We start from the raw sequence: 12,115 nt of genomic DNA on the forward strand, positions 1-12,115 counted from the left end.
CGGTTGCCTGACCGTGTTCGGCCCAGGCGAGCAGTGGTTCTATGCCCTGACCGAGGATGGCGTCGAGAACCTCAAGGAACTCATCCAAATCCACCGAACGGGCCGCTGACCGCTTCGATCCGTATCCGCGTCACTCACCGGATGCGTACTCTAGAAACCGTCTTCACCCTTCACGCGGCGGACCTGCGCATGGCGGAGCCGGCGAACCAGAACGTGGTTCCGGCACACGGCGTCCCGCCGGCTCCGCCACACCGGACAGCCACCAAACAGGCTGCGGCGGCCGAAAGTCGGGAGCGCCGGCTGGCCACCTACCAGCGCGTCTGGGCGCTGCACCAGGAGGGCTGGTCCGGCGTGGCCATCGCCCGTCATCTTGGCCTCGGCCGCAGCACCGTCGTTCGTTTCCTGCGGCACGCGACGTTTCCCGAGCGCCAGGAACGCCACGACGCTGGCCGGGGTCTGCTCGATCCCTGGAAGCCGATGATCCTGGAGCGCTGGAACACCGGCGGTCGCCGCAGCCGCCAGTTGTTTCGGGAGATCCAGGGACGCGGCTATCGCGGCAGCTATCGGACGCTGGCCCGCTATACCCAGCGTCTGCATCAGGCCCAGGACGACGCCGCTCTTGGCCAATCAGCACCGCCGCACCCCGTGCCCCCTGTCAGCGATTCGCGCAAACGGCCGCTGACGCCGCGCAACGCCGCCTGGCTGGTGCTGCGGCGCGCCGAGCATCGCGACACCAAGGAGGCCGACCTGTTGAAGCGGCTTCGCACACAGCATGCCGCGCTGACCGAGGCGATCGCCTTGGCCGAGGACTTCGTCGCCGGTCTGCGGGACCGTGCCCCCAAACGCTTCGATCCATGGTTGGCCCGGGCGCAGGACAGCACTCTCCCGGCTTTCCGGAACTTCGCCAAAAAGCTCCGCACCGATGAGGCCGCCGTGCGTGCCGCCATGACCCTGTCGTGGAGCACCGGAAAGGTGGAGGGACAGATCAACCGGCTCAAGATGATCAAGCGTCAAATGTTTGGCCGTGCCAGCTTCGATCTCCTCAACCGCCGGTTCCTGCTGGCCACCGATTCACCAAAACTGGCCAAGAGCCCATAATCGTTGACACGTTCCGCCTGACCGCCCGGCGTGCGCCGCGGTGCCGCTCGCCAAGCGGCGATCGCCGCGTCGCTGACCCACAGCGTCAGGCTGCCGCGTCGCCGCAAGCCCGCCTCATACGCCGCCCAGTTCGTTACCTGGAACTTCATCTTCGGAATGTGATGGCGGCGGGCGTCATTGTGCTTGTTCGGCATGCCGAGGCTGACCAATCCGGGAAACAAGGGAAGGCGCCCTTCTACACCACGACCCAGGACCGGCAAACCCGCGCCTCGCTGCACCAACAGCTTATTACAGTACACCGTACCGCTCAGACGCATAGGCCTTCTACAACAAACCGTTATCCCATTCCATATTTTATGACACAGTAGAGCTAATCGCCGGGACGGGCATATGCCCGAGGGGCCGCAGTCGCGGCCCTCCAGCGACACAGGTCAATGACCAGCGCCGCCGGTATCAGACAGTCGCTACCAGCTTGGGATCCTTCTTCCAGTCTTCCATGATGACCTGCGCCTTGCGCCGGTCCTCGCTGCTGAGGTTGGCGCCGATCTCATGGGCCTTGGCCTCCAAACCGTCACGCTCGGGACCGGATTGGGCGGCGGCGGCCATGATGTACCAGACATAGGCCTGGACCGGGTTGTAGGCCTTGCTGTCGCGCGACGCATAAAGCGCGCCCAGGTTGTTCATGGCACCGGCATGCCCCTGCGCCGCGGCCTTGCGCAGCCAGTCCACCCCTTCGACCAGTTCGGGCCGCCCGCCCCAGCCATGGGCCAGCATCAGCCCAAGATTGACCTGAGCGCCGACATTGCCCTGCATCGCTGCCTTGCGGTACCAGACCGTCGCCTCGGCATGGTCGGGCGGGCCGGCCAGCCCGTTGGAATGGATCAGGCCAAGGTTGAACTGGGCGTTGACGTTGCCCTTCTCCGCCGACAGGCGGCACCATTTCAGGGTTTCGCGGTAATCCTTCGGCACGCCATGGCCGCGGGCATAGAGAAGGCCGAGATTGACCTGGGCCACCGGATGGCCCTGCTCGGCCGCCTGCCGGTAGAACTCGGCCGCCCGGGCCGGGTCGGCCTCCCCCACGCTGCCCTGCTCATACATGATGGCGAGCGCCATCTGAGAGTTGGCGAAGCCCTGCGCGGCGGCGCGGCCGTACCAGGCCATCGCCTGCTCCAGGTCGCGCTCCACCCCCTGGCCGTTGGCGTAGAGCGAGGCGAGCGCATGCTGGGCCACGGCATAGCCGCCCTCGGCCGACCGGCGGTACCAGTCGGCGGCGACGGCATGGTCCTGGGGCACGCCTTGGCCGAAGGCGTGCAGCAGGCCCATGTGGTGCTGCGCCTCGGCATGGCCGCCTTCGGCCGCCAGCCGGTACCAGTGCACGGCCTGGGCGATGTCGGGCCCGATGCCAAGCCCGTTGGGATAGAGCAGGGCCAGATTGGCCTCGGCCGCGGCCGGGTTGGTCTTGGCCACGGTCTTGTACCAGCGCACCGGCAGGGCGGTGTCTTGCGCCGCTCCCTCGCCGTTGGCATAGCACAGGGCAAGCGAGAACTGCCCCTCGGTATGGCCCTGGTCGGCCGCCTTGCGGAACCAGTGGGCGGCATCGCCGAAATCGCGCACCACGCCCAGGCCGCGGGCATAGAGCTGGCCCATGCGGTACTGCGCCTCGGCGTCGCCGCGCTCGGCCAGCGGCAGCCAGTCGGCGACCGCGCCGGCATGGTCCTCCGCCTCGAAGGCGGCGAGACCGCGCTTGAAGTCCGGCTTGCGGGAAGAGGTGCTTTTGGTACGCTTCAGCAGCTTGCCGAACAAGATCAGGGCTCCCGCAGGCTTTCGTCGACCCCGCGCAGGATGGGGCGGAGGAAATAGGTGATGATGCGGCGTTCGCCGACCTTGATGTCGGCCGTCACCGGCATGCCGGGAATCAGGCGGAAGTTGGATGGGACATTGTCCAGCGTCGTCGTCAGCAGCTTGACCCGCGCCCGGTAGTAGAGCGCCTTGGCCGGATCGTCCTTGCTGGAGAACGAATCCTCGCTGATCGTCGACACCTCGGCTTCCAGCGAGCCGTGCTGGAGATAGGGATAGGCGTCGAGCTTCACGCGCACCTTGTCGCCGACCTGGACGAAGGCGAGGTCGCGGGCGTCGATGTTGGCCTCGACCTCCAGGGGCGCGCCGACCGGCACCAGGGTGAACAGCGCCTCGGCCTCCTTGGCGATCGATCCGGGGGCTGCCTTGGGAGAGACTTCCAGCACGATCGCGTCGGCCGGGGCGTCGAGCTGGACCAGAGACTGGCGCTTGCGCGCCTTGGTCAACTGCTCGCGCAGGGCCTCGCGCTCGTTGCTCTGGGTGGTCAGCTCCTCGATGACCTTGCCGTTCCACTGCTGGATGAAGACGTCGCGCTCGGCCAGCAAGGCCTGCAGATCGTGGCGGTTGCCCTGCAGTTCGTTCTGGTTGAGGACGAGGTTGCGCTCGATGTCGATGCGGTCGCTGGTGGCCTGCAGCAGGTTCAGCCTGCTGCCGACCTGGGAGGCCAGCAGCGTGGACCGCATGGTCTCGATCTCGCGCACCACCTTCAGCCGTTCGTTCAGATGCATGCGGTCCATCTCGTACTTGGAGACGTTGGACTGCAGGCGAGCGAGCTTCTCCTCGTAATTCTGCATCTGCGACTGGTACTGGGCCTGCCGCTCGCGCCACAGCGCATGCTGCAGCGTGCTGAAGCCATAGCGGTCGCTGCCGGCCACGAAGGGCTTGCCGTCATGCTCGGCCTCCAGCCGGGCGATCTGCGCATCTGCGTTGGCGAGGCGGGATTCCAGCTGCAGGACGTCGGCCTGGGTGAAGGTCGGATCCAGCGTGGCCAGCACGTCGCCCTTGCGCACGACGTCGCCCGCATGGACCAGAATCTTCTTGATCACCGCCATTTCCAGCGGCTGGACCATGATGTTGGCTTCGGTCGAGATGATCTTGCCCTGGGAGGCGACGATCTTGTCGAGGTAGGAGAAGGTGGCCCAGGCGATCATCCCGATGACGAACAGCGCCAGCAGATGCAGCGTGATGCGCGCCAGGAAGGGATCGGGGGCGTTCTGGATCGCCTCCGTATCCTTCTGGAAGGCGCCGACCGCCGCCTTGCCGCGCGCCTTGGCACGCTTGTCGAGCGGCGGAACCGGCCCCTCCCGCGCAACATCGTTCGCAGGGACGCGCGTCGTCTGGATGGTCGCGAGCTTCTGTGCGGTCAAGGGGACGCGCTCCTAGATGTGCCGGTTCTGCTGGTGCCAGAGATGCTGGTAGATGTCGCAGCGCCCCAGCAACTCGTCATGGCGGCCGCTGTCGACCACCTTGCCGCGGTCCATCACCAGGATGACATCGGACGGCACCAGCGACGACAGGCGGTGCGAGATGATGATCACGGTGCGGCCGCGGGCGATGTTCATCAGGTTGGCCTGGACGATCGCCTCGCTCTCGGCGTCGAGCGCCGAGGTCGCCTCGTCCATGATCAGGATCTTCGGGTTGGTCAGCAGGGCGCGGGCGATGGCCAGACGCTGGCGCTGCCCGCCCGACAGGTTCGACGACCCTTCCTCCAGCATGGTGTCCAGGCCCTTGGGCATCCGCTCGACGAACTCGTCGGCGCCGGCCAGGTGGATCACCTTCAGGATCTCGTCGGTCGTCGCCCCCGGCTTGGCGGCGGAAACGTTCTCACGGATGGTGCCGGTGAACAGGAAATTATCCTGCAGGACCACGCCGATCGAGGCGCGCAGATGGTCGAGATCATATTCGCGCAAGTCCCGGCCGTCGATGCGGATCAGCCCTTCCTGCGCCCGGTGCAGCCCCTGCAGCAGCCGGGTCACCGTGGTCTTGCCCGAGCCGCTGCGGCCCATGACGCCGAGGATGATGCCCTCGGCCGCGGCGAAGGACACGCCGTCGAGCGCCGGCGGCAACGAGGGGGCATAACGGAAGCGCACGTCCTGGAACTCCACCGTGCCGCGCAGCGGCGTGCGCAGGCCGCGGCCGGTGCGGCCCTCTTCCGGCGGGTGGTTCATGATCGTGCCCAGCATCTGGACCGAGATCGACACCTCCTGGAACTGCTGCACCAACTGGGCCATCTGCAGCAGCGGCTGGGTGACGCGGCCGGCCAGGATGTAGAAGGCGATCAGCGCGCCCATCATCAGCTCGCCGTTCAGCGCCAGATAGGTGCCGAGACCGAGCAGGCAGGCCATCATCAGCTGGTTCAGCGGCTGGGCCACCGTCTGGCCGATGATCATGATGCGGCCGACGTCGAAACGCTGTTCGGCGGCGCGGGCGACGCGGTGATCCCATTCCTGCTTCTGGCGGGAGTCGAGCGCCAGCGACTTCACCGTGCGCATGCCGTGGATGTTCTCGATCAGGAAGGACTGCTGGCGGATCTCCGCCTGGTACAGATCCTTCAGCCGGCCTTTGATCAGCGGGATCATGATGCCGATGTTGATCGCCATCAGCAGCGAGAAGCCCAGGACCAGGGCGGTCAGCGGCACGCTGTACATGAACATGATCGGCAGGAAGATGACCAGCGACACCGTGTCCAGCAGCGTCATGAAGAGCTGGCCGGTCAGGAAGTTGCGGATGCGCTCGGCCTGCTGGACGTTCTTGACGATCTCGCCGGACGACACCCGCTCGAAATAATGCATCGGCAGGCCGACGAGCTTGTTGAAGACCTGGACGTTCATCTTCGCGTCGATCTTCTTCGTCGCGTAGAGCATCAGGTACTGGCGCAGGTACGAGAAGGCCGTCTCGAACAGGATGACGCCGACCATCCCGATCATCAGCACGCTGAGCGTGCCCAGGCTGCGATGGACCAGCACCCGGTCGATCACCAGCTGGAAGAAGATCGGCACGGCGAGCGCGAACAGGCTCATCAGGATCGCCGCGATGCCGATGTCGCGGAAGATGCGCTTATGGCGCAGGATCTCCACCAGGAACCATTTGAGGCCGAAGGGCTGCTCGACGTCGGTCAGGCCGTAGTCGCGCTTCAGCAGCACGATCTCGCCGGCCCAGGCCTGGCTCAGCCGGATGCGGTCGACCGGCAGGATGGTTTCCTGGCCGGCCAGCGGATCCTGCAGGATGGCGACGTCGGTATTGCCCTGCTTGCCGAAGCCGACGACCACCATCGAGTTGCCGTTGCGCAGGCGCAGGATGGCGGGGAAGGCGTCCTGCAGCTTGCCCAGATCCTCCCACTCCAGCGTCGTCGCCTCGGCTTTCAGGCCGATCGACTTCGCGATGCGCAGAAGGCGCGCGGTGTCCAGCTCCTCGTTCCCGATCACATTGCTGTGCTGAAGCCGCTCAGCCGAGACGTCGAGACCACGCTGGCGTGCGACCGCGGCCAGGGAGTGCAACCCGGTGTGGGCGCACGGAACTTCCGCAGCAAGGGTCATGGGATCCGCCGTAGAGGGTGAAAAAAGCGTCGCGAAAGCAAGGTCTTCATACCGTTCGGTCACCCGGCCTCAATCGACCATGCGCTCCATGCCGGGGGCGCGACGGGGCGTGTGTGTACTATCCGGTGGACGATGCCTACTCACGCGGTACCGCTGAAATAGCAGAATTGCCGTGACAGCGGCAAGTCATCTGTCCCGAAACGGCCCGATCATCGCATTTGGCAGAAGATGGAGTGAGCGAATTCGCCCGATCATCCCGAGCGTTTGCGGCGCACGGAGATGTCGGGTCGGGAGCGGTTCAGGATGTTGATGGCGAAGTCGCGTAAGGTGGCCAGGTTTTCCGGACCATGGTTCTTGCGGTTGCCGTTTCCGGTCCGCACAGCCAGTCCGGCTCACGACCGACCAAGACTCGCCGGGTTCCGATCTGGCCGTGATTCGGATTGGGATGGTGGCACTGGCCAGCCCGGCACCGGTCTCCGGGGCGGCAGAGCATTCCTCGACCATGGTCTGCAAGGCTGAGGGGGGCCTTCAGTTGCAGCGGGCGATCGCCGCCACGGGCGCGGATGAGGCGGGTGGCCTCCTCCTGGCCGTGGAGGGCGTCGGCCGTGACCAGATGGTCTTCGATGTCCGGGCACTCCAGCAGGTCGCGTCGCTTGGCGTTGCCAGTTGCGTGGATCTGACAGCGCTCAAACGATTCCCCAAACCATGACATCAGGGTCTCCAGCCGTCAGCGATCGAGTCCTCTACAAAAAATAGAATATATTTCATATCGCCGCAAATACCAGATGTTATCGGATGCGACACCTTTGCCTTATCATGCCAAATAAACAGAAGAATATTTCTTATATTCAGGAGTAGTACTCAATTTCATGAATCGCGATTCCGAGACTCCTTGGATCTATATTCCCAATTTCTCCAGGCTCTGTTAAAGGGCAAAGAATTTCAAATCTTGTGGCATCCGGCACAAGGGCGACGGCCAGCTCAAAAGTCTGACCGGCAGGAACGGGCTTTTCCACCACGTTCGACCCGCAGCGGAAGGTAACGAACTTACCCATTGGAAGGTGATTGGTGCCTCGCAACACGGCACAGCGCCAGGAGTGAGCAAGGTCAATGGGAATGAACGCCTGTCCTCCGGTCCAGCGATGAGTTCCTTCTGCCTGATGCCACCCCGCATCGCCAATCGCGATGTCAATGTCACACTCACCAAGCTTCACAATGCTGCTGTTTGGCTCAGCGATAAAGCAATTCCCAATGCCGGTGGCTGGATTCATCCAGCGCCGCACAACAAACCCATGCCGCATAAGCAACTCAACAAAGAACCCAGTCTCAAACCCAAGCTCAAGCCAGCCCCATTTACGCATGCACCACACCGACAGGCCATCCAGACGAGGCCCCCAGCAGTATGGGACAAAAGGATTTCCTCGCTCTACAATAGGCTCACCAGAGAACACGATAAATCCTCCTGGATTCAACATGCCTCGCAGCGTATCCAGAAGATCTCCATGGTGGAGCTCATGATGAAATGATTGGAAGAATAGAATTCTATCAAATTTCTTTCCATCGAATCCATCGGTGAACAAAGCATGCTTGACGGCAACCGACACACCAAATTTCGCGGCATTTTCTTGAATAGAATTCAGATAGCGAGGCTCTGCATCCAGAACATGCACATCGCACTGCATACGAGCCAAAGCCAAACTGATATGCCCATCACCAGCGCCAAGTTCTAAGACGGACATTCCAGAATTAATGTTAAGTAATTTTATTATACCTCCCCATGCCATAAAGTAATCACCAACATTTATGCTTGACCCAGAGCTGAATGGTGGGGAAGGATAGTTTGATTCAATATGACTATGCTCTGGCATAAGCTCGCCAACGAATGGCTGATAGCTCCGATTAGAAATTTTCTCGTAAATTGACAGGCAAATTTTTTTATAATCATCGGAGAAAGGGTCTAGCGAATTTACGTCTTCCACAAAACTTTTATCAATAGCAGTATTAAACATCTCATTTCTCTGTTCTTCTCCACTCAGGCTGTCGATGTATTGAATAATTTCATCTGTGCTATTGAAGTATCTCACGCCTATTACCCCGAGATATCAGCGAATTGAGTGACGGTCTGATCAGATCGTGTCGTGTAACGCGGTCTTGATGACCTTGATGTCGTCGCGGAATGTGGCGTTGTGGGCGTCCTTGGGCAACTGATTTTCCTCTGAAGGCAGCGCCAATTTTCCGGGACGCCGGGGATCAAGCTTGGATCCCATCACCGTGGCAATGGCACAGGACAGTGCGCCCAGTACGATGACCAAGAAAGATATCATGCTTTATTGAGGGGGTAACAACATGCCGAACAAATCTATTATACCGGCCCTTTCATGGGAATATGATTTCCTGATGCGATCACCCTGCCCAAAACGGCACGACGGACGATATGCCGCTTGCGGACACGGCACGGTCGTTGCTATCGACCCCCGACGAACTCCTCGATGGAACGGCAAGAAGCCAAGCGGGCGGTCCCGATGAAAAAGCCTTCACGTAAGCCGACCAAGGCCAAACGCCCGGTTGCCTCTGCAGTACCCTTCCGGCCGGCCCCCCCGGCGGCGGGCGCCGTGGCGGCGGAGGCCGCCTTCGCCCAGGCGTTGACCCTGCACCGGGCCGGCCGCACCGCCGAGGCGGAGGCCGGCTACCGCTCCGTGCTGGCCACCGATCCGGGCCACCCCAACACCAACAACAACTTCGCCATCATTCTGCGCGCCCGCGGCGACTGGGAGGAGGCGCTGGGTTGCTACCGCCGGGCGCTGACCCGCAACGCCACCGACCCCTTCGTCCACAGCAACCACGGCTGCCTGCTGCTCGACATGGGCCGCGCGGCGGAGGCGGAGGAGGCTCTGCGCACCGCCATCACGCTCAAGCCCGACTACGCCGAAGCGCATTTCAACCTCGCCAACATCCTGCGCAACCGCGGCGACCGCGAGGGGGCCAAGGCCGCCTACGGGGAGGCGCTGCGGCTGAAGCCCGGCATGGCGGCGGCGCTGTGCAACCTGGGCGACCTGCACAAGGGCGCGGTCGAGCTTGCCCGCGCGGTGGAGTGCTTCGTCGCCGCGCTGAAGGCCGACCCGACATCGGCCGAGGCGTGGAACAACCTGGGCGAGACGCTGAAGGAGATGGGCCGCATCGAGGAGGCGATCACCATCTTCCAGAAGGGGCTGGAGGCGCATCCCGGCCACGCCCTGATGCATTCCAACCTGCTGCTGGCCCTGCACTACACCCCGGCGGTCCCGCCGGAAACCATCTTCAAGGCGCATGCGGTGTGGGCGCAACGCCATGCCGACCCGCTGCTGCCCGCCGGCAAGCGGTACGCGAACCCGCGCGAGCCGGACCGGCGCCTTCGCGTCGGCTATGTCTCGCCCGATTTCTGCGCCCATTCGGTGGCCTTCTTCGCCGAACCGCTGATCCGCGAGCATGACCGCAGCCGTTTCGAGGTCTTCTGCTACCACGCGGCCACCCGGTCGGACACGGTCACCGAGCGGCTGAAGGGAATGGCCGACGGCTGGCGTTCCCTGGCCGGGGTCGACGACGCCCGCGCCGCGGCATTGATCGAGCAGGAGCGCATCGACATCCTGGTCGACCTGACCGGCCACACCGCCAACAACCGCCTGACCCTGTTCGCCCGCAAGCCGGCGCCGGTGCAGGCGACCTGGCTGGGATATCCCGACACCACCGGCATGCGTGCCATCGACTGGCGGCTGAGCGACGCCGTCGCCGATCCCATGGGCGAAGCCGACCGGCTGAGCGCTGAGCGCATCGTCCGCCTGCCCCACGGCTTCCACAGCTACCGGCCGCCGGTCGATGTCGGCCCGCCCGCCGAGCCGCCGATGGGGGCCAACGGCCACGTCACCTTCGGCTCCTTCAACAACACCTCCAAGGTGACGGGCGAGGTGGTGCGGGTCTGGTCCGAGATCCTGAAGCGCGTGCCGGGATCGCGCCTGATCATCAAGAGTGCCCAGATGGGCGACGGGGAAACACGCCAGCGGTATCTCAACAGCTTCGTCCAGCACGGCATCGACGCCGGCCGGATCGACCTGCTGGCCCGCATCCACGCCGCCGACGGGCATCTGCGCGCCTACGACCGCATCGACATCGCCCTCGACCCCTTCCCCTACAACGGCACCACCACCACCTGCGAGGCGCTGTGGATGGGCGTGCCGGTGGTCACCGTAGCGGGAAACACGCACGTCTCCCGCGTCGGCGCCAGCCTGCTGACTCATTGCGGCCTGACCGACCTGATCGCCGCCGACGAGGCCGGCTACATCGCCACGGCGGTGGATCTCGCCGGCGATCCGGAGCGGCTGTCCGTCCTGCGGCAGACCATGCGCGACCGGCTGAACGCCGCTCCGCTGACCGACTACCGGGGCTTCGCTCACAGCGTCGAAGCGGCCTACCGCGCCATGTGGCGCGACTGGATGGCGCACCCCGCCGCCTGAGCGTGATGGATGGTATCTCCTGAACCCCGGAAGATGCGTTTGCCGGCGCGATGCCCAACAGCCGGCCGGGTCGCGTCGGCTCGGCAAGCCGGCGGCCTAACTTGACAAACCGGCCACCGGCGCGGGATCGTCCGCCGGCGCTCGCCGCCCGGCAGGACCGGCCCGCCAGAACAGGGTTTTCCCATATGATTCCGAACTTGGCTTTCACCTGGCAGCTCACCGAGGTCCACGGCTGGGGACTGGTGGGCGTCCACACCGCGCTGTACCTCGCCGACATGGGCCGACCGCTCCTGTTGCTGGAACGGCCGCTGATGGGAACCCTGCGCCCGGAGAACCGCGCCAAGCTCCAGCCCCTGGAAGGCCCCTGCCAGCAGATCATCGCCATGGCGGACAACGCCAAGGGCCACATGCTTTTGCTGAAGGAGTTCGACGTTCTGCACGCGCTGGGCAACGGCTTCACCGCCGGCGGCCCGTCGTCCCGCTTCCGCGGCCGCCGCAACGTCGGCGTCATCGCCTACGAGAACACCCGCTTCACGCCCGAGGTGATGGCCCGCGCCCGCCAGTACGACCGCATCGTCGTGCATTCGACCTACAACAAGCAGCTGCTGGAGATCTGGGGTTTCGACAATGTCGGCCTCTCCTTCCAGGGCATCGATCCGGCCGAAATGGTGGAAGCCTCCCCCAGCGGAAGATTCGGGGACCGCTTCGTCGTCTTCTCCGGCGGCAAGCTGGAGTTCCGCAAGGGTCAGGATATCGTGCTGGCCGCCTTCCTGCGTTTCCGCCAACGCCACCCGGAGGCGCTGCTGGTCACCGCCTGGCAGAACGCCTGGCCGGAGGTCGGCATGACCATGGCTGAATCGCCGTTGGTGCCGATGCCGCCGCGCATCCTGCCCAACCGGATGGTCGATGTGAAGACCTGGGCGATGGAGAACGGCGCCGACGAGGAGGGGTTCCTCGACCTCGGCTTCCTCGGCCGCAACCAGATCGCCGGGGTGCTGGCCGACTGCGACGCCGCCCTGTTCCCCAACCGTTGCGAGGGTGCCACCAACCTGGTCGCCATGGAGGCGATGGCCTGCGGCGTGCCGGTGGTGCTGTCCAATAACACCGGCCATCGCGACCTGCTGAAGAGCCCGACCC

Annotated in this window: 8 protein-coding genes and 2 pseudogenes; 3 read left to right on the top strand and 7 right to left on the bottom strand. The window is 64.2% G+C overall.

Annotated features, from left to right (window positions below):
• The first annotated feature begins 189 nt into the window (after nt 1–189).
• Entirely contained in the window at nt 190–1,098 is a 909-nt protein-coding gene (locus AAG816_RS26725; protein WP_341992764.1) for a transposase, read from the top strand.
• Between the two features lie 17 nt (nt 1,099–1,115).
• Here the strand turns inward: AAG816_RS26725 and AAG816_RS26730 are convergent.
• The 7 genes and pseudogenes from AAG816_RS26730 to AAG816_RS26760 form a co-directional block, all read right to left on the bottom strand.
• Nucleotides 1,116–1,292: pseudogene (locus tag AAG816_RS26730) on the bottom strand (IS5/IS1182 family transposase); the annotation flags it as partial.
• Nucleotides 1,293–1,551: 259 nt separating this feature from the next.
• Nucleotides 1,552–2,901, bottom strand: a complete 1,350-nt coding sequence (locus tag AAG816_RS26735; protein WP_341992765.1) for a sel1 repeat family protein — start codon at nt 2,899–2,901, stop codon at nt 1,552–1,554.
• 2 nt (nt 2,902–2,903) lie between these two features.
• A complete protein-coding gene (locus AAG816_RS26740) occupies nt 2,904–4,322 on the bottom strand; it encodes an HlyD family type I secretion periplasmic adaptor subunit (protein ID WP_341992766.1) in 1,419 nt (472 codons plus the stop codon).
• Nucleotides 4,323–4,334: 12 nt separating this feature from the next.
• Nucleotides 4,335–6,491 carry a peptidase domain-containing ABC transporter gene (locus AAG816_RS26745; protein WP_341992767.1) on the bottom strand — a complete coding sequence of 719 codons (2,157 nt, stop codon included), beginning with the start codon at nt 6,489–6,491 and terminating at the stop codon, nt 4,335–4,337.
• A gap of 251 nt (nt 6,492–6,742) precedes the next feature.
• Nucleotides 6,743–7,140 (bottom strand): annotated as a pseudogene (locus tag AAG816_RS26750) (ISAs1 family transposase); the annotation flags it as partial.
• Nucleotides 7,141–7,339: 199 nt separating this feature from the next.
• On the bottom strand, nt 7,340–8,575 hold the full coding sequence (locus AAG816_RS26755) for a class I SAM-dependent methyltransferase (RefSeq protein WP_341992768.1): 1,236 nt from the start codon (nt 8,573–8,575) through the stop codon (nt 7,340–7,342).
• A 42-nt stretch (nt 8,576–8,617) separates the two neighbouring features.
• On the bottom strand, nt 8,618–8,803 hold the full coding sequence (locus AAG816_RS26760; protein ID WP_341992769.1) for a hypothetical protein: 186 nt from the start codon (nt 8,801–8,803) through the stop codon (nt 8,618–8,620).
• A gap of 300 nt (nt 8,804–9,103) precedes the next feature.
• Here AAG816_RS26760 and AAG816_RS26765 point away from each other — a divergent pair, with 300 nt between their 5' ends.
• Entirely contained in the window at nt 9,104–10,978 is a 1,875-nt protein-coding gene (locus AAG816_RS26765; RefSeq protein ID WP_341992770.1) for a tetratricopeptide repeat protein, read from the top strand.
• A 50-nt stretch (nt 10,979–11,028) separates the two neighbouring features.
• Nucleotides 11,029–12,115: glycosyltransferase family 4 protein (locus AAG816_RS26770; protein ID WP_341992771.1), on the top strand; the 1,087-nt coding region annotated here is incomplete at its 3' end.

Source organism: Azorhizobium sp. AG788 (assembly GCF_943371865.1).
GTDB lineage: Bacteria > Pseudomonadota > Alphaproteobacteria > Rhizobiales > Xanthobacteraceae > Azorhizobium.

Excerpts from the sequence above, each read along its gene's own strand:
- AAG816_RS26745 (WP_341992767.1), bottom strand. The coding sequence starts at position 6,491 with ATGACCCTTGCTGCGGAAGTTCCGTGCGCCCACACCGGGTTGCACTCC.
- AAG816_RS26725 (WP_341992764.1), top strand. The coding sequence starts at position 190 with ATGGCGGAGCCGGCGAACCAGAACGTGGTTCCGGCACACGGCGTCCCG.